The 26,676-nt window shown below is 71.9% G+C and carries 18 protein-coding genes; 4 read left to right on the plus strand and 14 right to left on the minus strand.

Going from position 1 to position 26,676, the window contains the following annotated elements:
- Nucleotides 1-310 precede the first annotated feature (310 nt).
- The 3 genes from LCH29_RS21915 to thyX all read right to left on the minus strand — a co-directional run bounded on the left by LCH29_RS21915 (nucleotide 311) and on the right by thyX (nucleotide 3,954).
- Nucleotides 311-1,996, minus strand: a complete 1,686-nt coding sequence (locus LCH29_RS21915; RefSeq protein ID WP_123100982.1) for a ribonuclease J — start codon at nucleotides 1,994-1,996, stop codon at nucleotides 311-313.
- Between the two features lie 124 nt (nucleotides 1,997-2,120).
- On the minus strand, nucleotides 2,121-3,020 hold the full coding sequence (dapA, locus tag LCH29_RS21920; RefSeq protein WP_446463450.1) for a 4-hydroxy-tetrahydrodipicolinate synthase: 900 nt from the start codon (nucleotides 3,018-3,020) through the stop codon (nucleotides 2,121-2,123).
- 169 nt (nucleotides 3,021-3,189) lie between these two features.
- The gene (thyX, locus tag LCH29_RS21925; protein WP_446463451.1) at nucleotides 3,190-3,954 is read right to left on the minus strand and encodes an FAD-dependent thymidylate synthase; all 765 of its coding nucleotides are present in this window, start codon (nucleotides 3,952-3,954) and stop codon (nucleotides 3,190-3,192) included.
- A gap of 186 nt (nucleotides 3,955-4,140) precedes the next feature.
- Between thyX and LCH29_RS21930 the strand changes: the two genes are divergently transcribed.
- Complete coding sequence (locus LCH29_RS21930; RefSeq protein ID WP_123100985.1) at nucleotides 4,141-4,377, plus strand: hypothetical protein; 237 nt, start codon at nucleotides 4,141-4,143, stop codon at nucleotides 4,375-4,377.
- A 64-nt stretch (nucleotides 4,378-4,441) separates the two neighbouring features.
- Complete coding sequence (locus LCH29_RS21935; RefSeq protein ID WP_446463452.1) at nucleotides 4,442-5,029, plus strand: hypothetical protein; 588 nt, start codon at nucleotides 4,442-4,444, stop codon at nucleotides 5,027-5,029.
- On the opposite strand, the gene LCH29_RS21940 is transcribed toward LCH29_RS21935, so the two are convergent.
- From LCH29_RS21940 to LCH29_RS21990, 11 genes are all read right to left on the minus strand, one after another.
- Complete coding sequence (locus tag LCH29_RS21940) at nucleotides 5,026-5,478, minus strand: hypothetical protein (RefSeq protein ID WP_446463453.1); 453 nt, start codon at nucleotides 5,476-5,478, stop codon at nucleotides 5,026-5,028. The two genes, LCH29_RS21935 and LCH29_RS21940, sit on opposite strands and share 4 nt — an antisense overlap.
- A gap of 10 nt (nucleotides 5,479-5,488) precedes the next feature.
- Nucleotides 5,489-6,241: a 4-hydroxy-tetrahydrodipicolinate reductase gene (dapB, locus tag LCH29_RS21945; protein ID WP_446463454.1), complete on the minus strand. Its 753-nt coding sequence runs from the start codon at nucleotides 6,239-6,241 to the stop codon at nucleotides 5,489-5,491.
- A 26-nt stretch (nucleotides 6,242-6,267) separates the two neighbouring features.
- Entirely contained in the window at nucleotides 6,268-7,647 is a 1,380-nt protein-coding gene (locus LCH29_RS21950) for a M16 family metallopeptidase (protein WP_446463455.1), read from the minus strand.
- The gene (locus LCH29_RS21955; RefSeq protein WP_446463456.1) at nucleotides 7,644-9,890 is read right to left on the minus strand and encodes a polyribonucleotide nucleotidyltransferase; all 2,247 of its coding nucleotides are present in this window, start codon (nucleotides 9,888-9,890) and stop codon (nucleotides 7,644-7,646) included. The genes LCH29_RS21950 and LCH29_RS21955 overlap by 4 nt, the downstream gene beginning before the upstream one ends.
- A gap of 399 nt (nucleotides 9,891-10,289) precedes the next feature.
- Nucleotides 10,290-10,577: a 30S ribosomal protein S15 gene (gene rpsO, locus LCH29_RS21960; protein WP_009714645.1), complete on the minus strand. Its 288-nt coding sequence runs from the start codon at nucleotides 10,575-10,577 to the stop codon at nucleotides 10,290-10,292.
- A 212-nt stretch (nucleotides 10,578-10,789) separates the two neighbouring features.
- A complete protein-coding gene (locus LCH29_RS21965; RefSeq protein WP_446463457.1) occupies nucleotides 10,790-12,403 on the minus strand; it encodes an amidase in 1,614 nt (537 codons plus the stop codon).
- Nucleotides 12,403-12,693 carry a hypothetical protein gene (locus LCH29_RS21970; protein WP_446463458.1) on the minus strand — a complete coding sequence of 97 codons (291 nt, stop codon included), beginning with the start codon at nucleotides 12,691-12,693 and terminating at the stop codon, nucleotides 12,403-12,405. Before LCH29_RS21970 ends, LCH29_RS21965 begins: the two co-directional genes overlap by 1 nt.
- 64 nt (nucleotides 12,694-12,757) lie before the next feature.
- A complete protein-coding gene (locus LCH29_RS21975; protein WP_446463459.1) occupies nucleotides 12,758-14,842 on the minus strand; it encodes a protein kinase domain-containing protein in 2,085 nt (694 codons plus the stop codon).
- A 49-nt stretch (nucleotides 14,843-14,891) separates the two neighbouring features.
- Nucleotides 14,892-17,066, minus strand: coding sequence for a protein kinase domain-containing protein (locus LCH29_RS21980; protein WP_446463460.1), 2,175 nt, complete (start codon nucleotides 17,064-17,066; stop codon nucleotides 14,892-14,894).
- 7 nt (nucleotides 17,067-17,073) lie between these two features.
- Nucleotides 17,074-19,251, minus strand: a complete 2,178-nt coding sequence (locus tag LCH29_RS21985) for an outer membrane protein assembly factor BamB family protein (RefSeq protein ID WP_446463461.1) — start codon at nucleotides 19,249-19,251, stop codon at nucleotides 17,074-17,076.
- A gap of 10 nt (nucleotides 19,252-19,261) precedes the next feature.
- Nucleotides 19,262-21,691, minus strand: a complete 2,430-nt coding sequence (locus LCH29_RS21990; protein ID WP_446463462.1) for an outer membrane protein assembly factor BamB family protein — start codon at nucleotides 21,689-21,691, stop codon at nucleotides 19,262-19,264.
- A 343-nt stretch (nucleotides 21,692-22,034) separates the two neighbouring features.
- Here LCH29_RS21990 and LCH29_RS21995 point away from each other — a divergent pair, with 343 nt between their 5' ends.
- A complete protein-coding gene (locus tag LCH29_RS21995) occupies nucleotides 22,035-22,265 on the plus strand; it encodes a DUF397 domain-containing protein (protein WP_123099433.1) in 231 nt (76 codons plus the stop codon).
- A 229-nt stretch (nucleotides 22,266-22,494) separates the two neighbouring features.
- Nucleotides 22,495-26,655: a type VII secretion protein EccCa gene (eccCa, locus tag LCH29_RS22000; RefSeq protein ID WP_446463463.1), complete on the plus strand. Its 4,161-nt coding sequence runs from the start codon at nucleotides 22,495-22,497 to the stop codon at nucleotides 26,653-26,655.
- The last annotated feature ends 21 nt before the right edge of the window (nucleotides 26,656-26,676 follow it).

Here is a 26,676-nt window from a genome sequence, read left to right on the forward strand (position 1 = left end):
CCCTCCGGCCTTTCAGCCTTTCGGCTTTCCGGCCTTTCGTGTTTCCAACCTTACCAGATCCGTTTTCCGTTCCGTTTCCGGTCCGAATTCCGTTTCCGGTGGCCGTTGGAGGGCCTTCCCTTTCGGTGTCTCCGACTTTATCAGAATTCTCTGAGTCGGATTTCCACCCCCACCTTCGGGCTCCTCCGAAGCGGTCTGAGTGCTCCGGGTTCCCCCTCTGGTGGAGCCGTAAACGTACTGGAGCGGGGCTCCTCGATGCAAATCGAGGAGCCCCGCCCGGGGTTCAGCGCCTGCTGGAGCTGAGGCCGTGTCAGACCTCGACCACCACGGGGAGGATCATCGGGCGCCGGCGGTAGCTGTCGGACACCCACTTGCCCACGGCGCGGCGCACGAGCTGCTGGATCTGGTGCGTGTCCGCGACGCCGTCGGAAGCCGCCTTGGCCAGGGAGTCCTCGATCTTCGGGATGACCGCGGAGAAGGCCCCGTCCTCGATACCGGAGCCTCTGGCCTGGATGTGCGGACCACCCACGATCTTGCCGGTCGTGCTGTCCACGACCACGAAGACCGAGATGATCCCCTCCTCGCCCAGGATGCGGCGGTCCTTGAGCGAGGTCTCGGTGACGTCGCCGACCGAGAGGCCGTCCACGTACACATAGCCCGCCTGCACCTTGCCGGTGATCTTCGCGATGCCGTCGACCAGGTCGACCACCACTCCGTCCTCGGCGATGACACAGCGGTTCTTCGGAACCCCGGTCAGGGCGCCCAGCTCGGCGTTGGCGCGCAGATGGCGCCACTCGCCGTGGACCGGCATCAGGTTCTTGGGCTTGCAGATGTTGTAGAAGTACAGCAGCTCACCGGCCGAGGCGTGGCCGGAGACGTGCACCTTGGCGTTGCCCTTGTGGACGACGTTCGCGCCCCAGCGCGTGAGCCCGTTGATCACGCGGTAGACCGCGTTCTCGTTGCCCGGGATGAGCGACGACGCCAGGATCACCGTGTCGCCCGGGACGATGCGGATCTGGTGATCGCGGTTGGCCATCCGGGACAGCGCGGCCATCGGCTCGCCCTGGGAACCGGTGCAGACGAGCACCACCTCGTCGTCCGGGAGGTCGTCCAGGGTCTTCACGTCCACCACGAGGCCCGCAGGGACCCGTAGATAGCCCAGGTCACGGGCGATCCCCATGTTGCGGACCATCGAGCGGCCGACGAAGGCCACCCGGCGCCCGTACTCATGGGCCGCGTCGAGGATCTGCTGGATGCGGTGCACATGGCTGGCGAAGCTCGCGACGATGATGCGCTTCTGGGCGCTTGCGAAGACCTGGCCCAGCACGTTGGAGATGTCGCGTTCCGGCGGGACGAAACCGGGGACCTCGGAGTTGGTGGAGTCCACCAGGAGCAGGTCGATGCCCTCCTCGCCGAGCTTGGCGAAGGCGGGCAGGTCGGTGAGACGGCCGTCCAGCGGCAGCTGGTCCATCTTGAAGTCGCCGGTGTGCACGGCCAGACCGGCCGGGGTGCGGATGGCGACCGCGAGGGCGTCCGGGATGGAGTGGTTGACCGCCACGAACTCGCACTCGAAGGGCCCGATCCGCTCGAGGTTCCCCTCCTCCACCTCCAGCGTGTACGGGCGGATCCGGTGCTCCTGGAGCTTCGCCTCGATCAGGGCGAGGGTGAGCTTGGAGCCGATCAGCGGGATGTCCGGCTTCTCGCGGAGCAGGAACGGCACGCCGCCGATGTGGTCCTCGTGGCCGTGGGTGAGCACGATGCCGTCGATGTCGTCGAGACGGTCCCGGATGGACGTGAAGTCCGGCAGGATCAAGTCGACTCCGGGCTGCTCCTCCTCGGGGAAGAGCACCCCGCAGTCGACGATCAGCAGTCGGCCACCGTACTCGAAGACCGTCATGTTGCGGCCGATCTCGCCGAGACCCCCGAGCGGGGTGACGCGCAGGCCACCCTCCGGGAGCTTCGGCGGCGGGCCGAGCTCAGGATGCGGATGACTCAAAAGACTCTCCTCACCACGCGCGCCACATGCCCCCTGGGGCACATGGCGCGCGTGACATTCGTGCACTTGCTGATGTGTCTGTATGCAGTTGTGAAGTATGAAGGTGCGACTATCGCGTCTTTGACTAGAGCTGTACCCCGCCAGCGGCAAGATCGCGCTTGAGCTGTTCCGTTTCCTCGGGAGTCAGCTCCACGAGCGGCAGGCGCAGCGGCCCCGCGGGCAGGCCCTGGAGGGCGAGCGCGGCCTTCGACGTGATGACGCCCTGGGTGCGGAACATCCCGGTGAAGACCGGGAGCAGCTGCTGGTGGATCTCCGTTGCCTTCGCGACGTCGCCCTGGAGGTGCGCCTCGAGCATCGCGCGCAGTTCGGGGGTGACGAGGTGACCCACCACGGAGACGAAGCCCACGGCGCCGACCGACAGCAGCGGCAGGTTCAGCATGTCGTCGCCGGAGTACCAGGCGAGGCGGCTGCGGGCGATGGCCCAGCTGGCACGCCCGAGGTCGCCCTTGGCGTCCTTGTTCGCGACGATGCGCGGGTGCTCGGCGAGCCGGACCATGGTCTCGGTGCTGATCGGGACACCACTGCGGCCGGGGATGTCGTAGAGCATGACCGGCAGGCCGGTGGCGTTCGCGATGGCGGTGAAGTGCCGGAGGATGCCCTCCTGCGGCGGCTTGCTGTAGTACGGGGTGACCGCGAGCAGGCCATGGGCACCCGCCTGCTCCGCCGCGCGGGCGAGCTCGACGCTGTGCCCGGTGTCGTTGGTGCCGGCTCCGGCTACGACGTGGGCGCGGTCGCCGACCGCCTCCACCACGGCTCGTACGAGCTCGGCTTTCTCCGCATCGCTGGTGGTCGGGGACTCGCCGGTGGTGCCGTTGACGATCAGGCCGTCATTGCCGGCGTCCACCAGATGAGTGGCGAGCCGCTGGGCGCCGTCGAGGTCGAGCGCTCCGTCAGCGGTGAATGGCGTGACCATGGCGGTCAGCACCCGCCCGAAAGGGGTCTGCGATGTGGATGTCGGTGCCATGGGCACCACGCTACTCGTAGCGCGCCCCGCGGCGCTCCCTCGGGGCGCCGGAACAGCGTCATCGGAGAGGACCCGGCACTGCCTGCTCGGGGGTTCAAGCAGTACCGGGTCCCTTTGTTCAGCCTAGATGAACTTCTCGAAACGCCGCAATACGGACACTTCGCTCGCGCTACGGAGCCACCCGGCCATTGGCGTTGAAGGCGGCGTGCGTGAGCGGCATCAGCCCGGCCCACGCCTCCTCCATCTTCTCCCCCACCATCTCGATCTCCCGCTGCGGGAACGACGGCACGGCGGCCTGCTCGTGCTGGGTGCGCAGACCCAGGAAGTGCATCAGCGAGCGCGCGTTGCACGTCGCGTACATCGAGGAGTACAGCCCGACCGGGAGCACCGCGCGGGCCACCTCGCGGGCGACCCCGGCGGCCAGCATCTCCTGGTACGCCTCGTACGCGTGCCGGTAGGCGTCCTCCATCGCGCGGCCGGTCAGCGCGTGCTGCTCGGGGGTGCCGTCGACGAACTCGTACTTGCCGGGGCGGCCCTGCTGGACCAGCTTGCGGTCCTCGCCGGGCACGTAGAACACCGGCTCCAGGCGGCGGTAGCGACCGGACTCCTCGTTGTACGACCAGCCCACGCGGTGCCGCATGAACTCGCGGAAGACGAAGATCGGTGCGCTGATGAAAAAGGTCATCGAGTTGTGCTCGAACGGGCTGCCGTGCCGGTCGCGCATCAGGAAGTTGATCAGACCCTTGGAGCGCTCCGGGTCCTTGCTCAGCTCGTCGAGGGACTGCTCACCCGCGGTGGACACCCTCGCGGCCCACAGGACGTCGGAGTCGGCGGCGCTGTGCTTCACCAGCTCGACGGTCACATCGCTGCGGAAACTGGCCTTCTCGGTCTCGACCGGGGTCGCGGCCGGGGTCTCGGCGGGGGTCTCGCTCACCGACGGGTCCTTCCATATCGCATCGCTCGGGGCGGCCCAGCTTACGGGCCCACACCGACAGACCCGCACCGCCGGATCCCCGCAGAAAATTTTGACTGAAGTTCTTGAAACAGGGCACCAGGACGGTCGTTCACACGTCCTACACACTGAAGTGCCCGCGCTCGAGGTTCCAAGGAGAGCCCGCTCATGTTCCGCCGGCGAGAGCCCGTACCGTTCGCCTTCGTCGCCGAAGCCGACCGTTTCCGCAGTAATGTCACCCCTCCGCCCCGTCCCCGGGCGTCCCGGACCGAGATAACCGGCCGGACGCTGATGGGGCTGACGATCGTCGCCGGGTTCGTCGGCGCTCTGATGTTCGGGATGCCCGCACTCGACAGCCAATCGCACCCTGCGCAGCAGGTGCAGGAGGCATCGAACGGGCGCTGAGCTGCACTGAGATAGCCTCACTCAGCACAGACCATCTGGACGTGTGTGTGAGTGAGGACATCCCGTGCCACTGCCCTTCCTGACAGCAGACCGCGCACATGACGACGACCGAGCGGGGCCCGAAGCGGCCCCGCTCTCGCGTACCGACGTCACGTACGCCGATGGCGCCTACGAGGACCCGGAGCGCCGACGCCGCCCGTACCGGCCGGGTCCCTGGAGGGTCGGCGGGGCGGCGGTGCTCCTGCTGCTCGCCTCGTATCTCCTCTTCTCGGCGCTGATCATCGTCCTGGCGGGCTCCGGCTCCGCCGCGGGGGTGTGCGTCGGCGCGGCGGCGCTGGTGATCGCCTTCGCGGTGCGGATGGTGGGGGCGGGCGTCCGGGTGAGCACGCGGGAGGTGCGGCGGATCGGGCTGATCACGTCCACCACGGTGGCCTGGCAGGACGTCGCGTCGATACGCACCGTCCAGCAGCCGGTTCGCTGGCTTGGGCTGCCGCGCACCGTGCAGGGTCAGGTGGTGCTCGCCGAGCGGACGTCGGGCGGCACCCCGCTGACCCTGATCACCAGCCACGACACCGATTTCCTCGGGCGCCCCGAGGCCTTCCGCGCGGCCGCCGACGCCCTCGGCGGATGGGCGGCCCGGCACGGGCGCTAGGTCCGGACCGGCTTGCCGTCGTGGAGGGCGATGGCGCGCTGCATCGCCTTGCGGGCGCGGGCGGTGTCGCGGGCGTCGTGGTACGCGATGGCGAGCCGGAACCAGGAGCGCCAGTCCTCCGGCGCCGCCTCCGTCTCGGCCCGCCGCTTCGCGAAGACCGCGTCCGCCGAGTCCCGGTCGATGCGCCCACCGGGCGTCCGTACCAGCTCGTCGACCGGGAGCCCGCCCTCGGCGTCCAGTTCGCGCGCGAGCCGGTCGGCGTTGCGCGCGAACCGGGTGGTCTGCCACAGGAACCAGCCGCCGATGAGCGGCAGCACCAGGACGGCCGCCCCGTAGGCGATGGTCACCGGGGTGCCCTGCTGGATGAGCAGCACCCCGCGGTCGCCGACCAGCACGAAGTAGACGACCAGGACGGCCGCGAGGACGAAATACGTGATCTTTGCGCGCACCGGTGTGCCCTCAGTCCAGATCCAGGAAGTGTTCCAGGCCGAAGGTCAGGCCGGGGGTGGTGACCACGCGCCGCGCGCCGAGCAGGATGCCCGGCATGAAGCTGCTGTGGTGGATCGAGTCATGGCGGATGGTGAGGGTCTCGCCCTCGCCGCCGAGCAGGACCTCCTGGTGGGCGAGGAGCCCGCGCAGCCGTACCGAGTGCACCGGCACCTCGTCCACCGAGGCGCCCCGCGCCCCCTCCAGCCCCGTGGCCGTCGCGTCCGGCTGCGGGGCGCAGCCCGCCTCGCGGCGGGCCTCGGCGATCAGCTGGGCGGTGCGGGCCGCGGTGCCCGAGGGGGCGTCCACCTTGTTGGGGTGGTGCAGCTCGATGACCTCGACCGACTCGAAGAAGCGCGCGGCCTGGCGGGCGAACCGCATGGTCAGCACGGCGCCGATGGAGAAGTTCGGGGCGATGAGCACACCGGTGCGGGGCGAGCCGTCGAGCCAGCCGCGCAGCTGCGCGAGGCGCTCGTCGGTCCAGCCGGTGGTGCCGACGACGCCGTGGATGCCGTGCCGTACGCAGAAGTCGAGGTTGCCCATCACCGAGCCCGGGTCGGTCAGCTCGACGGCGACCTCGGCACCCGCCTCGACCATGGTCTCCAGCTTGTCGCCCCGGCCCAGCGCGGCGACCAGCTCCATGTCCTCCGCGGCCTCGACGGCTCGTACGGCCTCGGAGCCGATCCGGCCCTTGGCGCCGAGGACGGCCACGCGCAGCTTGCTCATCGTTCCACTTCCCTAGATCTCGCCGGCTAGGCGACGGCCTCGTCCAGCCGGGCCGCCTGCTTGTCCTTCAGCGGGCCGATGACCGACAGCGAAGGACGCTGCCCCAGTACATCGCGGGCCACCTCGCGCACCTCGTCCGGGGTGACCGACTGGATCCGGGCCAGCATGTCGTCGACCGACATCTGATCGGCCCAGCACAGCTCGCTCTTGCCGATGCGGTTCATCAGCGCGCCGGTGTCCTCCAGGCCGAGCACCGTGGAGCCGGAGAGCTGGCCGACGGCGCGCCGCAGCTCCTCGTCGGTGAGGCCGTCGCGGGCGACCTGGTCCAGCTCGTCGCGGCAGATCTTGAGGACGTCGTGCACCTGGCTCGGACGGCAGCCGGCGTAGACGCCGAAGAGGCCGCAGTCGGCGAAGCCGGAGTTGTAGGAGTAGACGCTGTAGGCGAGTCCGCGCTTCTCCCGGACCTCCTGGAAGAGGCGGGAACTCATGCCGCCGCCGAGCGCCGTGTTGAGCACGCCGAGCGCCCAGCGCCGGTCGTCGGTGCGCGGGATGCCGGGCATGCCGAGGATGAGGTGCGCCTGCTCGGTCTTGCGGTTCAGCAGCTCGACCCGGCCCGCGGTGCGGATCGCCCGGGAGCCGGAGCGCGGGGCGATGGGCTCCGCGTCACCGCGGGTGAGGGCGCCCGCCTGCTCGAAGGCGTCGCTGACCTGCGCCACGACCGTGTCGTGGTCGACGTTGCCCGCGGCGGCGACGACCAGGTGGGTCGGGTCGTAGTGCTTCTTGTAGAAGCGGGCGATCTGGTCGCGGCCGAGCCCGTTGACGGTGTCGACGGTGCCCAGGACCGGGCGGCCGAGCGGGGTGTCGCCGAGCATGGTGTGCGCGAACAGGTCGTGGACGCAGTCGCCCGGGTCGTCCTCGGTCATCGCGATCTCTTCGAGGACGACGCCGCGCTCGGCGTCCACGTCCGCCGCGTCGATCACCGAGCCGGTCAGCATGTCGCAGACGACGTCGATGGCCAGCGGCAGATCGGTGTCGAGCACCCGCGCGTAGTAGCAGGTGTACTCCTTGGCGGTGAACGCGTTCATCTCGCCGCCGACGGCGTCGATCGCGGCGGAGATGTCCAGCGCGCTGCGCCGCCGGGTGCCCTTGAAGAGCAGGTGCTCCAGGTAGTGGGTGGCGCCGTTGAGCGTGGGGGTCTCGTCGCGGGAGCCCACGTGCGCCCAGATGCCGAAGGTGGCCGAGCGCACGGACGGCAGGGTCTCGGTGAGGATGCGCAGGCCGCTCGGGAGGGTGGTCCTGCGGACCGTCCCGATGCCGTTCTCGCCCGCGAGAAGCGTTTGGGTACGGGCGACGGCCCGCCCCTCCGAAGAGGTGCGGGCCGTCGTCACGTCGTCGCGGGACGTCACTTGGCGGCTTCGTCCTTCGTCTGGGGCTTCGCCTCGGCCTTGGCCTCGTCGTCCTTGTCGTCCTCACCCTCGATGACCGGGTGCAGCGACAGCTTGCCGCGCTGGTCGATCTCGGCGATCTCGACCTGCACCTTGGAACCGACCGCGAGCACGTCCTCGACGTTCTCCACGCGCTTGCCACCGGCGAGCTTGCGGATCTGCGAGATGTGCAGCAGCCCGTCCTTGCCCGGGAGCAGGGACACGAAGGCACCGAAGGTGGTGGTCTTCACGACCGTGCCCAGGTAGCGCTCGCCGACCTCGGGCATCGTCGGGTTGGCGATGCCGTTGATGGTCGCGCGGGCGGCCTCGGCGGCCGGGCCGTCGGCGGCACCGATGTAGATCGTGCCGTCGTCCTCGATGGTGATCTCGGCGCCGGTGTCCTCCTGGATCTGGTTGATCATCTTGCCCTTGGGGCCGATGACCTCACCGATCTTGTCCACCGGGATCTTGACGGTGATGATCCGCGGCGCGTTCGGGGACATCTCGTCCGGCGTGTCGATGGCCTCCATCATCACGTCGAGGATGTGCAGCCGGGCGTCGCGGGCCTGCTTGAGGGCCGCGGCCAGGACGGAGGCCGGGATGCCGTCCAGCTTGGTGTCCAGCTGGAGGGCGGTCACGAACTGCTTGGTGCCGGCGACCTTGAAGTCCATGTCACCGAACGCGTCCTCCGCACCGAGGATGTCGGTGAGGGTGACGTAGTGGGTCTCGCCGTCGATCTCCTGGGAGATCAGGCCCATCGCGATGCCCGCGACCGGGGCCTTCAGCGGCACACCGGCGTTCAGCAGCGACATCGTGGAGGCGCAGACCGAGCCCATGGAGGTCGAGCCGTTGGAGCCGAGCGCCTCGGACACCTGGCGGATGGCGTACGGGAACTCCTCGCGCGTCGGCAGCACCGGCAGCAGCGCCCGCTCGGCCAGCGCGCCGTGGCCGATCTCGCGGCGCTTCGGGGAGCCGACGCGGCCGGTCTCACCGGTGGAGTACGGCGGGAAGTTGTAGTTGTGCATGTAGCGACGGCGCGTCTCGGGCGAGAGCGTGTCGAGCTGCTGCTCCATGCGGAGCATGTTCAGCGTGGTGACGCCCAGGATCTGGGTCTCGCCGCGCTCGAACAGCGCCGAGCCGTGGACCCGCGGGATCGCCTCGACCTCGGCGGCGAGCGTACGGATGTCCGTGACGCCGCGGCCGTCGATGCGCGTCTTCTCCTTGATGACGCGCTCGCGCACCAGGGACTTCGTCAGCGAGCGGTACGCGGCGGAGATCTCCTTCTCGCGTCCCTCGAACTGCGGCAGCAGCTTCTCGGCGGCCAGACCCTTGACGCGGTCCAGCTCGGCCTCGCGCTCCTGCTTGTTCGCGATGGTGAGCGCCTGGGACAGCTCGTCGCGGACGGCGGCGGTCAGCGCCTCCAGGACGTCGTCCTGGTAGTCCAGGAAGACCGGGAACTCACCGGTGGGCTTGGCGGCCTTGGCGGCGAGGTCCGACTGGGCCTTGCACAGCACCTTGATGTACGGCTTGGCGGCCTCGAGGCCGGCCGCGACGATCTCCTCGGTCGGCGCCTCGGCACCATCCTTGACCAGCTGGATGGTCTTCTGGGTGGCCTCGGCCTCGACCATCATGATCGCGACGTCGCCGTCTTCCAGGACCCGGCCGGCGACGACCATGTCGAAGACGGCGTCCTCCAGCTCGCTGTGGGTCGGGAAGGCCACCCACTGGCCCTTGATCAGGGCGACCCGGGTGCCACCGATGGGGCCGGAGAAGGGCAGGCCCGCGAGCTGGGTGGAGCAGGAGGCGGCGTTGATCGCGACCACGTCGTAGAGGTGGTCGGGGTTGAGCGCCATGATCGTCTCGACGATCTGGATCTCGTTCCGCAGGCCCTTCTTGAAGGACGGGCGCAGCGGCCGGTCGATCAGGCGGCAGGTGAGGATCGCGTCCTCGGACGGGCGGCCCTCACGACGGAAGAACGAGCCGGGGATGCGCCCGGCGGCGTACATGCGCTCCTCGACGTCGACCGTCAGCGGGAAGAAGTCGAGCTGGTCCTTGGGGTTCTTCGAAGCAGTGGTGGCCGACAGCACCATGGTGTCGTCGTCCAGGTAGGCCACGGCCGAGCCGGCGGCCTGACGGGCCAGGCGGCCCGTCTCGAAACGGATGGTGCGGGTGCCGAAGGTGCCGTTGTCGATGACGGCCTCGGCGTAGTGGGTCTCGTTCTCCACCAGGGAAATCTCCTCTTCTGCGTCCCCGTCCGTATGACGGTGGACGGTGGTGGAGCAGCGCCTCCGGGCCTTGCTGTCCGGCGGCCGGGCCGGTCTTCGATCGAAGCCACCGGAATTGCCAGTTCCGGGAGCCACTACCGAGGACCGGCTCCTATGGCGCCGGGGCGACGGGAATGAGGCGCTCCTCCTCGTGCGTTATGGCGTTGTTGGGACCAGACTACAAAGCTTCGGCCATCATCACGATGGGTGTGTGGTCTGGCGCGTACGGGACGTAGCGGACAAAATACGCTCCGCACGGGGCCGCGCGACGCGGCGCTATGAGCCGCGTACGGCCGCATGGAGCCGCGTACGGCAAAGGGAGCGGCCCCCTGACGCGGGAACCGCTCCCTCCACGACGACTTACTTGGCGCCCGCCGCACCGCGACGGATGCCGAGGCGCTCGACCAGCGCACGGAAGCGCGTGATGTCCTTCTTCGCCAGGTACTGGAGCAGCCGGCGGCGCTGGCCGACCAGCAGCAGCAGACCACGGCGGGAGTGGTGGTCGTGCTTGTGGGTCTTGAGGTGCTCGGTCAGGTCGGAGATGCGGCGCGAAAGCAGCGCGACCTGGACCTCCGGGGAGCCGGTGTCGCCTTCCTTCGTGGCGAACTCGGTCATGATCTGCTTCTTCGTAGCGGCGTCGAGCGACACACGTACTCCTTGGTTCTCTGTTTCAGCCGCCGAGTGCCCCTGGTCTTTGTCTCAGGGGATCTTCCGTGACTCGGAAGGCGGGGTCCGCTGGGCGCTGTCTCCAGGACCTTCGGGGAAGGCTCCGGGGGCGCGTACGCAAACGGCCAGCACACAGAGTACCAGTGTCCGGACCCGGCTCCGGCGGCAACCGCTACGCACTGGCCCCTGCGGCACTACGCACTGGCCGCCGCGGCCTCCACAGCGTTCAGCAGCGGGCGGACGACCCGCTTGACGGGCTCCAGGACCGGATCCGCCGGACGCCGCCGGTGCCAGTCGGTGACGGCCTGATAGGCGGCGACCACCTCCAGCAGGCGGTCCTCCTCGTACGGGGCGCCGCCGAGGATCGCGCCGGTCGGCATGCCGGCCGTGAAGCCGATGGGGAAGCCGATCTCCGGAAGGCCCAGGATGTCGAACGGTACCGGGCTGGTCTGGAGCAGCACGTCGCAGTGGTCGAACGGACCGTCGAGCACCGCGCGCAGCAAGTGGTGCTTGGCGCGCTGTGCGGTGATCCACTCGTCGCCGGAGAGCATCAGCCCCTGGAGCCAGCTCAGCACCGAGACGCCGAATTTCGTCAGATCCTCGCGCAGCCAGTGCCGGAACGGCTCGGTCCGCTCGCTCAGACGTGCGGCGTTGAACGCGCCACCGGTCAGCAGCGACCAGTCCGTGGGGTAACGGATCTCCACGAGGGTGACGCCGGGCAGGTCCGCCAGGGTGTCCAGGAGCGCCGAGCGCCGGGCGATGCCGTCGGTGAACCCCGGCGGCACACCGATCCGGGTGGGTCGACGGAGCCGTACCTTCCCCTTGGCCGAGACCACGGGGGTGGCCGCGCGCACCAGGTTGGGCAGCCGCGGCAGGCCCCGGGTGCGCGGATCCTCGTCGTCCGGCCCGGCCATGACGGTCAGCATGATCGCCGCGTCCATCGCGTCGCGGGCGATCGGACCGCAGTGGTCCCGGGTGTACGACAGCGGGATGACGCCGTTCAGGGAGACCCGGCCCATCGTGGGCTTCAGCCCGGTGAGGTTCTGCCGGTTGGCCGGGTTGACGATGGAGCCGCCGGTCTGGGTGCCGATGGAGGACGACGCCATCCGCCCGGCGACCGCGCAGGCCGGTCCCGTGGACGAACCGCCGGGGTCGATGAGCGGGTTGTCGGGCGTCCAGGCGTTGACGGTGGTGATCATGCCGTTGGGGGTGGTGGCCCGGGTGGTGGCCAGCGGTCCCATCTGCCCCTTGCCGAGCAGGATGCCGCCCGCCGCCTTGAGGCGGGCGACGGCGGTGGCGTCGGTCGCCGGGATGAACTTTTCGAAGATGAAGGAGTTGGCGCGGGTGGGCACGCCCTTGGTGAAGTAGTTGTCCTTGACGCACAGCGGAACCCCGGCCAGGGGTGCGGGCTTTCCGTTCTTGTGCGCCTGGTCTGCCGCATACGCGGAGAGCAGCGCCTGTTTACCGGTCACCTCGGCGTACGCCTGGTACGTCTTGTCGTACTTCTCGATGCGGTCCCGATACGCCTGGACGAGGTCCGCGGCGGTGAGTCGGCCGGTGCGGATCAGGACGACGGCCTCGGCGAGCGTGGCCTCCGTGGGATCGTGCCGCGCCGCCTCCCGCACCGGCAGATCGGGCACGTCGACGGCGGGTGCCGCAGGCGTGGCGGGCGTGGCGGGGCCGGCGGGCGCGTCGGGCGTACGGGCCGGGGCCGCGGCGGCCGGTGCGGCGGACGCGGCCAGGGCACCACCGGCCCCGGCGGCGGCCGAAGCGGCGAGGAACGTACGGCGGTTGAGGTCCCGGCCCATCAGCCGTCCGCCTCCCCGGTCCAGGCGGTGGTGATCGACGGGTACGCGAGCGGCGCGGCCTCCTGCTGCGCGTACGCCGCCCCCAGCGCGCCGCCCACACCGCCCGTCGGCGGTGTCCACTCGGCCAGCGCACCGGGCGTCGTTGCGACGAACTCGCGCAGCGCCACCATGATCACGGCACGGGTGGGGGTGCCGGTCTCGGGGTCGGCCACGTCGGGGAGCTGGTCGATGTCGACCCCGGCCAGTGCCAGTCGGGCCCGTATGTACGCGTCCAGCGTGTCGCTGTCCAAGGGTGTCTCCGAATGATCGTGTCAGTGTGGCGGTGGATCGGGCGGTCGTGGTGGAACGGCTGTCCTAGAACACCGGCATGGCCGTCAGCTTCTCGTTGTGCAGCAGGAAGACCCGGTTTCCGGCTCCGGCCAGCCGCCATGCGCCCGCGCCGCCCTGGGCATAGGGCCAGGCGACGCTTCCTCTGCGGGCGTCCACGGCCACGACGCCCCGCTGGCCGAAGTCGTCGATCATCGCCCAGACGCTGTTGCCCTGTACCACCGGCGGCGCGAGGGGATGGTCTTCGGACGCCATAGCGGCCACCGTCCAGGTGTCCGAACCGTCCGACGCCCGGCGGGCGGTCAGGTCGGTGCCGTCCACGGCGTGGACGACACCATCGCGCACGGCCGGTGCGCTCCAGCCGAGTTCGCCGGTGGCGGCGCGCGCCCACTTCTCCTTGCCGTCCGCGAGCGAGAGCGCGGCCAGGGTGCGCCCGCCCACGTAGACCGTGCCGTCGGTGGCAGCAGGGGGGAGGGGAGCGGAGCCCTGCCCGTCGCGGTGCCAGACGGCCTTGCCGCTGGCGGTGTCGTGCCCGGTCACCTTGCCGTCGGCGCCGTGGACCACCAGGCGGTCGCCCGCCACCACCGCGGCGGGGGCGGTCCGGCCTTCCGGGCCCGGCGCCGTCCACACGGTCGCGCGGGAGGCAAGCGATACGGCGCGGATCCGGCCGTCGCGGGTGGCGAGGTAGACGGCCTGGTCATCCGCGGCGAGCAGGGCCCGCGCGTTCGCCCGGGCGGCCTTCCACCGCTCCTTGCCGTCCGCGGCGTGCAACGCCCGTACCGCGCCTTCGGTGTCGGCGGCGAGGACAGTGCCGGCGCTGCCGTCGGCATCGCCGGTGTCGCCGGGGACCGCGAGAGCGCGTCCGGTCAGCCCGGTGACCTTCGAGGTCCAGCGCGGCTTTCCGTCCCTTACGCCATAGGCGCGCAGTCGGCCATCCTTGGCGGGGACGACCACGAGGTCATCGACGGGGAGCGGCGCGGGCACGGCCTGATCGGCGCGATCCAGGGGGCCGATGTCGACGGGTCCCCACAGGGGCGAGGGCGCGACGCCCTCGTCGTACTTCGCCAGGGGCTTCGCGTCCCAGGGCCGCGTACCGTCCGCCGCGGCCTCGTCGTCGCGCAGCAGCCACCATGCCCCGGCCCCGCCGCCCGCCGCGAGCACCGTGCCGCCCGCGGCGAGGGTGATGAGCAGCCTGCGCCGGGTTGGGCGGGACGGCTCGTCGCCGGGCATGGTGGCCATCCGGCGGGCGTTCGTCTCGCGCCGCGCGATGTCCTCCGCGAGCGGCCCGGTGCGCCAGATCCGCCCGGCGCCGCGGGGCGGCGCGAACTGTCCGGCGAGCGCGTCGAGGGCGGGCCGGTCCGTGGCCTCCTTGGCGAGGCAGGGGGCGACCAGGGCCCGTATGTCCTCCGGCACCGCGCCGAGTTCTGGTTCGCCGTGCACCACCTGGTACTGCACGGCGGCCACGTGCCCGCCCTCGTAGACCGGCCGCCCGCCCGCCGCGTACGCCAGGACCACGCCGAGGGAGAACACGTCCCCCGCGGGCCCGGTCCGTCGACCCAACACCTGCTCGGGCGCGGCATAGCCCGGGGTGGCGAGCGACTGTCCGGTGGTGGTGAGGGTGAGGCCGTGCTCGGGGCGGGCGATACCGAAGTCGATGATCCTGGGGCCGCGCGAGGTCAGCACGATGTTCGACGGCTTGAGGTCGCGGTGCACGAGCCCGGCCCCGTGGATCTCCCGCAGCGTCGTCACCAGCGCCGCGCCCAGCGCCCTGACGGCGGGTTCGCCGAGGGCCCCGTAGCGCTCGACGGCCTGGTCGAGCGTGGGCCCCACCAGGAACTCCGTGGCGATCCACGGCCGTCCGCCCTCGGTCTGCGCCGCCAGCACCCGCGCCACCCCGCCGCTGCGCACGGCCTGCGCCGCGTACGCCTCGCGCAGGAAGCGCCGGGCCATCTCCGGATCGTGCGCCAGCTCGGGCCGCAGCACCTTGACGGCCGCGGTCCGGCCCGCCGCGTCCCGCCCGAGGTACACCTGGCCCATTCCTCCGGCCCCGAGCACGCCGGTGAGGCGGTACGGGCCGAGGCGGAGGGGATCGCCGGTGCCGAGGGGGTTCATGGGGCTCCTGAACGGGGGCGGGGATGGTCGATGAGCGGGATTCCGGCCGCTACTCGTCGAGCGGAAGGGCGCATACGGCGGGGCCGCGCACGACGATGAGCCGTTTGGCCTTGGGAAGGGCCATGATCACCGGGATGAGACTGCCCTTGTCACCGAAGGGGCTCTGGAAGGTCCAGGCGACCCGGCGCGTCCGCAGGTCGATCGCCGCGATCCACTGGGCGTCGTTCTCCGGCGAGGCGTAGAAGTACCCGCCGTTCACGGTGGAGGTGGCGGAGAAGGAGAGGGGCGTCGCGGTGGACTTGTCCTCCTCCCACAGCAGATGGCCGTTCCGCGCGTCCAGGGCGATGAGGCGGTTGTCGCGCTCCGTCGTATAGACGACATCGTCCTTGAAGACCGGCGGGCCGTAATGCTGGGCCTGCGGGTCGTAGTGGTCGCCGAACTTCCGGCCCTTGCCGAAGCTCCACGTGGTCCTGCCGTCGGAGAGCCGCAGCGCGAGGAGTTCCCGGCTGCCGAGGAACAGGTGGTCCGAGGCGACGGTATGGGTCGTCCCCAGCTCCGAGTGTTTCTGGGGGACCCGCACCGACCAGCGGGTCGCTCCGGTGCGGGCGTCGATCAGGGAGACCGACTCCCCCTGCGTACGGACGTACGACGCCCCCACGGGGGTCGCGACCAGATCGAGGTAGGTGTCGGCCGGGGTGGGCATCGGGCGCCGCCATCTCTGCTCGCCGGTGCGGGAGTCGATGGCGATCCGTACCCAGCCCTTCCGGGTCTCCCCTTCCAGGACCAGGGAGCGGCCGACCACGACCACCAGGCGCGTCTGCAGCGGGTCGAGATCGTCCAACTCGGCGAGCGGCGCCCGGAAGCTGCCCGTGGCGGGGTCGACGGGGGCCAGACGGAGCTGGCTGAGGCCACCGTCCAGCGCGAACAGCCGCTCGCCGTCCGACAGTACGGTCTTCGCGCCCCCGATCAGCTGACTCTCCGCGCGCCGCTTGCCGGTCCGCGCGTCGATGTGGAGCAGCGCGCTGTCCGAGGCCAGGGCCAGGTCGTCCCCGACCGGGATCGCGACGGCGTCGCCGCTCACCTCCCCCGCCGTGGCTTTCCACACCATGCGCGGCGCTCCTCCCGGAGTGCTCCGGGACTGCTTCTTCTTCGGCGCGGTGCCCGCCGTATCGTCCTCGCGGGCGAGCAGGCCCCAAGCGCCGGCCGCGCCGCCCGCGGCGAGCACGCCGCCGCCGATGGTGAGGAGTCTGCGACGGGTGACGCGGGGTCGCCTGGACGCGGACGTCAGGGTCGTGAACTCCTCCTCATCCGGTACGGGCAGCCGGGAGGGCTGGATCTCCCATACGGCCGCACTGCGCTGGGCGATGTCCGCGAGCACGGCGTCCGGAAGGTGGTCCGTGATGCCGCCGGTTCCGTCGGGGGCTCCATCCTGGAGGAGCGCACCGAGTTCCGCCGTGCCCGGGCGCCGCGCCGGGACCTTGGCGAGGCACCGCTCCAGTACCGGACGCAGCCCGTCCGGCACGCCGCTCAGGTCCGGCTCCGCGTACCGCACCCGGTAGAGCAGATCCGCGGGCTGTCCGCTGCCGAAGGGCGGGCGGCCGGTCGCCGCGAAGACCAGCACCCCGGCGAGGGCGAAGACATCGCCCGCCGGGGTGTGTTCGCCGCCGACCGCCTGCTCGGGTGACATATAGGCGGGCGTTCCGGCCGTCGCGCCCGTACGGGTCAGCCGGTCGTCGCCCGCCGCCCGGGCGATACCGAAGTCGATGACCTTGGGACCGCGGGCGGTCAGCAGGATGTTGGACGGCTTCAGGTCACGGTGTACGACATCGGACCGGTGCAGCTGGGCGAGCGCGTCGCACAGGGCGGCGCCGAGCGCCCGTACGGCCGGTTCGGGCAGTGCGCCGCAGAGGGCGACCGCGTCGTCGAGCGGCGGGCCGAGGACGTATTCGGTGGCGAGCCAGGGCGTCGGGGCGAGCGGATCGGCGTCGACGACCTGGGCGCCGTACTGTCCGCCGATGACGCGGGCCGCGTCGATCTCCAGCCGGAAGCGGGTGCGGAACTCGGTCTGCGCGGCGAACTGCCGGTGCATGGTCTTCAGCGCGACCGTGCGCCCGCCGGGCGAGCGGCCGAGATACACGGTGCCCATGCCGCCGCTGCCGAGGCGGGCGACGAGGGCGTACGCGCCGAGCTGCCGCGGGTCGTCGTGGGTGAGGGGTTGGGCCATGGGCGAATCAGTCCACCGGCAGTGCGTAGAGGGAACGTCCGTTCATGACCAGGACCATGCCGGGCACACTGCCCGCGAAGCCGTCGAAGCCACCAGCACCCTGGCCGCTGCCGACGGGGGCGAAGCGCCAGCGCCTCGATCCGTCGGCAGCGTTCAGCGCCTCGATCTCGGAGGCGTTGGCCTGGAGCACGGTCCGTCCCGCGTCGCTGATCACGTTATAGCTGTAGGGCATCCCGACTCCCGGCTCGAAGGCGGCTTCGCGCCGCCACCGTGGATGACCGGTGCGGGTGTCGACGGCGTAGGTGACGCTGTGTTCGTCGGTGACGCACAGCATGCGGCCCCGGACGGCGGGCTCGGTGTACAGGTATCCCTTGGCCGTGAACCGCCAGCGCTGTGTGCCGCTGGTGAGGTCGTGGGCGTGCGCGGTTCTGCCGTCACAGGCGATCAACAGGCCTCCGGAGACGATATCCCGGTAGGCCTGTGAAGTGGAGGGCACAACGCCCTTGTAGGCGCGCGTCCACAGTTTCCGGCCGTCGCGCTGCCGGAGTGCCACGTACGACCAGGTCTTGGTCCAGGGCAGGCCGTCGGACGACGCGCCGTTGTTCTCGATGATGAGGGCCCCGTCGCGCAGCACCCCGGGGCGTTGGTCCTCACCGCCCGAGCCCGCGTCAGGAAGCGGGGTGCGCCACAGTTCCTCACGCTTCCTGGCGTCGTAAGCGATCACCATCGGCTTCTCGCGGTCCGCGTCCCCTCCCCCGGCCTCCGTCGCCATGAACCAGATGGTGTTGCCGCGGGTAGCCAAGGGGCCCTGGAACGCGGGGCGTTTAGTCCCGTCGTAGGCGCGCTCGGTCCACACGACTCTTCCCGTGCGCATCGAGATGGCCGCGAACTCGGGCTCGAACGAGGATTGACTTGCCTTCAGGAAGAGCCCTCCGCCGAGCGGCCTGAGCGCCTGCGCGGACCACATGTTCTCGCGGGTCCAGAGCTTCTTGCCGTCGCGCAGCCGCACCGCCGTTATCGTGGCCGCGCTCGCGTTGGCGAACAGCATGTATCGCCCGCCCAAGATCACGGGCGGACTCTGCTCCTCGACGTCGATGTCGATATCGCGCCGCCACAGCGGAGCGGGGGCGGTCCCGCGCACGGACAGCGGTGCCGGTCGGCCGGGCCCATCGTCCGCCGCCGCGCGGAACGTGGCCACCGCGCCTGTTCCCACGACGAGTCCGGCCACCCCGGCCAGGCCTCCGATGGTCAGCGAACGCCGGGACGGTCCGTTTTCGTGGTCACGGCCGACGGGCTCCGCCGCGTCCGGCACCGCTTCCACCGGGTAGCGGTCGGCCTGTTCGGCGAGGGCATGCGCGATGGGCCGCGGCAGGCCACCGCCCGTGCCCGCGGGGGTCGTACGGAGCGCCTGGATCAGCCCGGCGGGCCGGGGCCGGTGCGCGGGGTCCGCGGAGAGGCAGGCGGTGACCACCGTACGAAGCCCGTCCGGCAGTGCGTCGGGAACGCCCGGTGTCCGGCCCGTCGCGGCGCAGGCCAGCACCGCGCCGAGCGCGTAGACGTCGCCGTGAGGCCGCGGCCGTTCGCCCGCGCGCTGCTCGGGCGGCAGGGCGGCGGGGTCCACGCCCCGCAGTCCCGCACGCCCGACCCGGTCCAGGGCCGCGGCGCGGACCAGCCCGTAGCCGGTCAGCCGGGGGCCGTCGGCGGTGAGCAGCACCGCGCCGGGCGATATCCCGGCGAACACCAGGCCGTTGGCGTGCGCGCCCGCCAGCGTCTCCGCGAGGGCCGCGCCCAGCGCGCGGACGACCGGCTCCGGGAGCGGGCCACCGTGTGCGGCCAGCGCGGCGGGCAGGGTCAGGGCGGGGAAGCAGTCGTGGGCCACCCAGGGAAGCCGGGCGTCGGCCGGAGCGATATCGGCGACGGGCGGCGCCCAGCGCCCGGTCAGACGGCGCGAGTTCTCGGCCTCCGCGCGGAATCGCACCCGATAGGCCGGGTCGTCGGCCAGCGCCGGGTGCGGCAGCGTCAGCACGACGGTGCGACCCGAGCGGTCGTCGCGCGCGAGGCAGCGGCGCGCGTCCTCGGGCGCCCCGCGCCCGTCCCATGGGGCGAGGACGCGGTACGGGCCGATCCGCGGCGTGCCGTCGTCGTCGGTCGCACCACCCCAGCCGTCCACGTGCGGCGGTTCCATAGGTCCTTCCCTAGTCCAGCGGCAGCGCGTACACGCTCTTGCGGCCGATCACGACGACCCGGTCATCCGTGACCGCCACCTTGCGGCGCGCCGATTCCGTGCCCTTGCCCGCGTCGCCGCCGGTATCGGCGAAGCGCCACAGCAACGCGCCGTCCTCGGCGTCGAACGCGTCCACTTCCACGTCCCCGGCCGTCAACACCCGGTGCCCCGCCGGGCTGACGACAGTGTCAGGAGTGCCCGGCGCCGACACATCCTTCATCACGAATCCGTAGCCGCGCTGCCAGCGGATCCGACCGGTGGCCGCGTCGATCGCGTGGAGGGCGTAGCCGCCGTCCGCGGCGTACGCGGTCTTTTCGTGCACACGGGGCAGACCAAAGTCGGCGCGCCGGCCTTCACGGTGCTTCCCGAGGGCCTCGACGGACCACAGCCTTTTGCCGCCCCGGGCCGCGTCGAATCCCCGCAGAGTGCTGTCGACAGCGGCTATCAGCGTGCGGTCGGCGTCGGTGGTGACCATCCCTTCTGCGCTCACGCCCGGATAAACCCGCTGCCAGAGTTTCTTTCCGGCATCCCGGCTGAAGGCCACGGCCTCCTTGGTCTTCGCCCCCTGGCCGCCCCGATTCATCACCACGAGCGCGCCCTTGAGGAGCGACCCGTCAGTGAAACCGTCCGGCAGGGGGCCGCGCCACATCTCATCGCGCCGACCGACGTCGTAGGCGACTACGACGCGGCCGATCCCCTCCCGCGTCCCGGCCGTGAACCACACCGTGGACCCGTCGACCGCGAGCAGCGTCCCGAAGGATGTGGACGCGCCCAGCCGGAACTCCTTGGACCGCCACTGGATACGACCGGTGCGCGGGTCCAACGCCGCAATGCCGTCTCCCGGCACGAACAGCGCGTCCTCGCCGCCCGCCCAGGGCTGCGCCTTCGACCGGAGCCCGTCCTGCGTCCAGAGCCGTTTACCGGTCCGCAGATCGATTCCCGCGACGAACCGCTCCCCGGTGATGACCGCGACCGCGTCACGCCAGATGAGCGGCGCGTACGCCGGGGGCGCGCCCTCGATGCCGTAACGCCACACGGGCGTGGGCGGCGCACCCTCCACACGTCGCCGCGAAGGGCGGGCAGCGGCGAGGCGCTGGGCCGGGGTCGGCGGCGCGGGCGGGTCCGGCTCCGTCGCCACCCAAGTGACGCCGCCGCCCAGCGCCAGCCCCGCCGCGCCCCCGGCGGCGCCCACGAGGAGAGCGCGCCGGGAGGGGCGGGTGGCCTTCTGGGCGGCAGTCGTCCCGCCGGGGCCCGGGGTCGCTTGCGCGGTCTCGTCCTGCGTGGCGGTGTCGGTGGTGGCATCGGGCACCGTGGCGGCCTCGGGCACCGCATCGATCTCCGCCGCCAGTACCGCCGACGACTGCTCGGACAGCGCGATGATCAACCCTCCGGGCAGCCAGCCCGGGCCCAGCAGACCCGCGGCCCGGCTGATCCCGGCGTCCATGGCGGTCGAACCCGGCCCGCCGCCATGCGTCGCGGACGGACCGCCGGAGGCGCCGTCGACGGCCGTGGGCATCGCCCCCGCGGGCGCCCGCGCGGTCGCGGCGGGCCTTGGGGCGCGCACGCCGCGCATGAGCTCGTCCAGCAGCGCCCCCGCCGTCGGCCGGTCCGCCGGATCCGGAGCGAGGCACGACCGGAGTGTGTCCCGCAACTCCCGCGGCAGCGCGTCCGCTTCGGGTCGCGGTTCCCCCGTCGCGGCGTACGCCAGCACCGAGCCCAGCGCGAAGACGTCCCCCAGCGGGCGGGGCCGACCGCCCGCGAGCTGTTCCGGGGGCAGGGCGTCGGCGTCCAGCCCCGGCAGCCCGGCCCGTGCCGTACCGTCCGGCCCGGCGGCGCGCACGGCGCCGAACCCGGCCAGCCGGGGGCCGTCGCCCGCCAGGTACACCGTGCCCGGCGCGACCCCGGCGTGCGTGAACCCCGCCCCGTGCACCTGGTCCAGCGCCTCGGCCAGCGCCGCACCGACCGCGCGTACGGTGCGCGGCGGCAGCGGCCCTCCGTAGACCTCCAGCGCGGCGGGCAGGGGGAGCATCGGAAGATACGGGGACGCGCTCCACGGCGGCTCCGTGCCGTCACCGGCGCGCGTACCGTCGCCCGAGCGCACACCAGCGCCCGGGCGCGCACCGTCGCCCGCGACCTCCGCTACGGGCACGATCCAGCGGCACCGCGAGGCACCGGCCAGCAGCAGCGCGCTCTCCGCCTCCGCCCGGAACCGCTCCCGGTACCCGGCGTCGTCCGCCGACGCCACCGGCGGCGCGCTGAGGAGGACCGTACGATCGCCACCGCCGTTGCGCGCGACGAAGCACCGCGCCACCGCCGCGACGTCCCCCGCCCCCGGATCCAGCCGCGCGATGAGGTGATAGGGCCCGATCCGCCGCGGGTCGTCCCGGCTCAGCGGCTCCACGAGCGCCTCCCGCCGCCGACGGGAAGGTGCAGCACATCAGCCACCGCTCAGACTCCGCTGTCCGCGCCTGCGCGTGTACCTGCGGCTGCGGCTGTGCGTGCGCCGACATCGCTCGTGGCGAACGTACTCACGTGCAAGGCCCCCTCGTTGTACCGCTTCTCCTGCTCGTGTCATGCGCGCGGCAGCCAACCCTACCCGGCGGCTCCGGGACACCTCCTTCCGGTCCTTCCGGCCCGTCCTGCCGGTGTTCGATTGCCGCCGTGCACACCAGTGCAAGAGACTGTCCGCCAAGGGCTGTGATTGCGGGATTGTTCCCGCGGTAATGCGAAGGGGTTCTCCACCGATGGCTGACGCCAAAGAGAAGGCCGAGCTGTACGCCCTCGACATCTCCGGTGTCGAGTGGCTCAGTGCGCCGGGCAGCACCACGGAAGAACGCGTGGAGATCGCCTATCTGCCGAACGGGGCCGTGGCCATGCGCAACTCGGCCGACCCCGAGACGGTGCTGCGCTACACGGAGGCCGAGTGGCGCGCCTTTGTGCTCGGCGCGCGGGACGGGGAATTCGACGTGAGCTGAGCACGGTTCCCGCGATGCGCGCCGAGGGGGCGTACACCGGCTGGTGTACGCCCCCTCGGCGCGTCCAGCGGCTTTCCCCGCCGAGGCCCCAGGGGGCCGTCCCAGCGGTGACGGGGCGTAGCGGTAGGCTCACGGGGTTCGGGGGACGGCGTCACCGCGGCACCGGCGTGACGTGTACCGGATCTCGCTCTGTGCAGGGACGCTGAAAAAAAGGGGGACTGACCGCCCGGTGAGCCAGATTGTCGTCAAGCGTCCTCCCCGGGCGCTGCCGCCCGATGTGCCCACGGACGAACTCCAGCTCACCGCGCCCCCGGAGCTGTCGCGAGCGGAGCAAGGCGGCCTGCTGACGCAGCTTCTGCCGCTGCTCGGCATGGGCGGTTCGGTGGTCTACTTCTTCAACTCGGGCGCGGGGCCCTTCATGCGCGTCATGGGCTGGATGATGCTGGTGTCGGCCCTCGCCACCGTCGCCGCCCAGATCGTGCGCTTCCGGCGCGGCACGGAGGGCCGGACGGCGGGGGCGCGCCGGGACTACCTGACGTACCTCGCGCACACCCGGCGCGGTGTGCGCCGTACCGCCCGTACCCAGCTCGACGTGCTGCTGTATCTGCACCCGGCGCCGGACCAGCTCTGGGCGATGGTCGCCGACGGCGCCAGGGTGTGGGAACGCAGGCTGGGCGACGAGGACTTCGGCCAGATCCGGGTCGGCGTCGGCCCGCAGCAGCTGTCGACCCCGCTGGTGGCCCCGACCACGGCCCCCGTCGACGAGCTGGAGCCGCTGGCGGCGGGCGCGATGCAGAGGTTCCTGATGCTGCACGGAGCGGTGGACGGACTGCCGGTGGCGGTGTCGCTGCGCCGCTTCTACCACCTCACGGTGGCCGGGGACGCGGACACCGCGCAGGGCACGGCGCGCGCCCTGGTGGGCCAGCTCGTCACCTTCCACTCGCCGGAGGACCTGGCCGTGGCCGTCCTGGCGGGCGGCCCGGACGCCGTCGCGCGCTGGGACTGGACGAAGTGGCTGCCGCACACCCAGGTGCCCGGCGCCCTGGACGGGGCGGGCACGCGGCGGCTGTTCTGCCGGGACGCGGACGAACTGGAGGCGCTGCTGTCCGCGGACGGTCCGGGAGGCCCGCTCGCCGGGCGCCCCCGGTTCAATCCCGACGGCCCGCCGGTCCTCGACGCGCGCCATGTGGTCGTCATCCTGGACGGCGGCACGGTCGCGGCCGACGCGCTGCTGGCTCACGCGGAGGGCATACAGGGCGTCACCGTCATCGAGGTGGTGCCGGGCGAGCTGGACGAGCCGCGCGGCAGCCTGTCGGTCGACGTACGCCCCGGTCGGCTCGTCCTCCGGTCGGCCGCCGGGCTGGTCTACGAAGGCGAGCCGGACACGCTCCCGCTGGTGGCGGCGGAGGCGCTGGCCCGCCAGCTCGCGCCGCTGCGCGTGGGCGCCGGCGGCGACCAGGACGAACCGCTGCTGGCCGAGCTGGACTTCACCGACCTCCTGGACCTCGGCGATGCGGCCTCCGTGGACGCCACCCGGGCCTGGCGCCCCCGTACGACGGCCGAGCGGCTGCGGGTCCCCATCGGGGTCGGCGAGGACGGCGAGCCGGTGATGCTCGACCTCAAGGAGGCCGCGCAGGGCGGCATGGGACCGCACGGGCTGTGCGTGGGCGCCACCGGTTCGGGCAAGTCGGAGCTGCTGCGCACACTGGTCCTGGCCCTCGCGGTCACCCACTCCTCCGAACACCTCAACCTCGTCCTGGCGGACTTCAAGGGCGGCGCGACCTTCACCGGCATGGCGGAGCTGCCGCACGTCTCCGCGGTCATCACCAACCTCGCGGACGACCTGACGCTCGTGGACCGCATGGAGGACTCCATCCGCGGCGAGCTACAGCGCCGCCAGGAGCTGCTGCGCGGTGCGGGCAACTACGCCAACGTCCACGACTACGAGCGCGCGCGGGCCGCGGGCGCCCCGCTGGAGCCGCTGCCCACCCTCCTTCTGATCATCGACGAGTTCAGCGAGCTGCTCAGCGCCAAGCCGGACTTCATCGAGATGTTCATCCAGATCGGGCGCATCGGCCGCTCGCTCGGGGTCCATCTGCTGCTGTCCTCCCAGCGCCTGGAGGAGGGCAGGCTGCGCGGCCTGGACACCTACCTGTCGTACCGCATCGGCCTGCGCACCTTCTCCGCCACGGAGTCGCGGGCCGCGCTGGGCGTTGCGGACGCCTACCACCTGCCCACGCTGCCCGGCTCCGGCTACCTGAAGTTCGGTACGGACGAGATGGTGCGCTTCAAGGCGGCGTACGTCTCGGGCGCGTACCGCACCTACGATCCGGCGGTGGACGGCGGCGACGGCGGGCCCCCGCTCGACCGGCGGCCCGCGCTGTTCACGGCGAAGCCGGTCCCGGCCTCGTACACCTCCCCCGCCCCCTCCGGGGGCACGGCCCGGCCGGACGACGCCCGGTCGCACGACGCCTTGTCCGACACGGTGCTGGACGTCATCGTCCGGCGGCTGGAGGGGCAGGGCCCGGCGGCGCACGAGGTGTGGCAGCCGCCCCTCGACGTGTCCCCCGCGCTCGACGAGCTGCTTCCCCCGCTGGCCATCTCCCCGGCCCGCGGTCTGCACGCGCCGGACTATGCCCGTCCCGGCGACCTGATCGCCCCGGTCGGGCTGGTCGACAAGCCCTTCGAACAGCGGCGCGAGGTCCTCTACCGCGACTTCTCCGACGCGGCGGGCCACCTGCTGGTGGTGGGCGGTCCCCAGTCCGGCAAGTCCACCCTGCTGCGGTCGCTCATCGCGTCCTTCGCCCTCACCCACACCCCGCGCGAGGCCCAGTTCTACGGCCTGGACTTCGGCGGCGGCGGACTGTCCGCGATCGCGGGCCTGCCGCACGTGGGCACGGTCGCCTCACGCCTGGACCCGGAACGGGTGCGCCGTACGGTCGCCGAGGTCATCGGCGTACTCACCGACCGCGAGGAGCTGTTCCGCACGCGGGGCATCGACTCGATCGCCACGTACCGGAAGCAGCGGGCGGTGGGCGAGCTTCCCGACGAGTCCTGGGGCGACGTCTTCCTGGTCATCGACGGCTGGGGCGCCTTCAAGCAGGAGCACGAGACGCTGGAGGGCCCGGTCATGGACCTCGCGACCCGCGGGCTCGGCTACGGCGTCCATCTGATCCTGACCGCCTCCCGCTCCATGGAGGTGCGAGCGGCGCTCAAGGACCAGTTCCTGAACCGCCTTGAGCTGCGCCTGGGCGACCCCCTGGACTCCGACTTCAACCGCAGGACGGCCGCCAACGTGCCGGTCGGCGTCCCCGGCCGCGGCCAGACCGCCGAAGGCCTCCACTTCCTGGCGGCGCAGCCGCGGCTGGCCGCCACCGCGGAGACCGACCCGACTGCCGCCGGAACCGACCCGACTGCCGCCGGGGCATCGGCTCCCGTCGGGGAATCGGCCGCTGCCGGGGAAGCGCCCTCCGCCGGAGGAGCGACATCCACCGGGGCAGCGGCCACCACCGGGGCAGCGGCCACTGCCGTTGCGGCGGCCGCCGCCGGGGCAGCGGCCGCCGCAACGTCCGCCCTGGTCCGCGCGGTCAGCACCCACTGGCCCGGTCCCGCCGCCCCGGAGGTCCGCGTCCTCCCCCGCGAACTCCCCGCCGACCAGCTCCCGAAGCCCCTCGACCACCCCCACCTCGGTCTGCCGATCGGCGTCGACGAGGACAGCCTCGCCCCGGTCTTCCTCGACTTCGACACCGCCCCCTTCTTCCTGATCTTCGGCGAAAGCGAGTCGGGCAAGACCTCCCTGCTACGTCTCCTGGCCCGGCAGATCTGCGAGCGGTACGCCCCCGACGAGGCGAGGATCGTCGTCGGCGACTACCGCCGCACCCTCCTGGAGGCCGTCCCGGAATCCCACCTCCTGGAGTACGCCCCGGCCGCGCCCGCCCTCGAGATGCACATGGACGCCCTGAGCGCCCTGATGGAACACCGGGCCCCTGGTCCCGACGTCACCCCGCGGCAGCTCCGTGCCCGCGACTGGTGGAGCGGGCCGCGGTTCTTCGTCATCGTCGACGACTACGAGCTGGTCGCCACGAGCGCCGGAAACCCCCTGGACCACCTGCTGAACGCCCTCCCCTTCGCCCGCGACGTCGGCGTCCACCTCATCATCGCCCGCAGCACGGCCGGCGCCTCGCGCACCTCGTACGAGCCCTTCCTCCAGCGCGTCAAGGAACTGGGCGCCCAAGGCGTCATCCTCTCGGGCGACCCAGGTGAAGGCGACCTCCTCGGAGGCATCCGCCCCCGCCGGCTCCCCCCGGGCCGCGCCACCCTGATCACCCGCAAGGGCGGCACGCCTCTCGTCCAACTCGGCTGGCTGCCCGCGCGGTTGGAGACCGAATAGTTCCTGAATCGACCGTGCGCC

Source organism: Streptomyces sp. BRA346, from assembly GCF_052851135.1.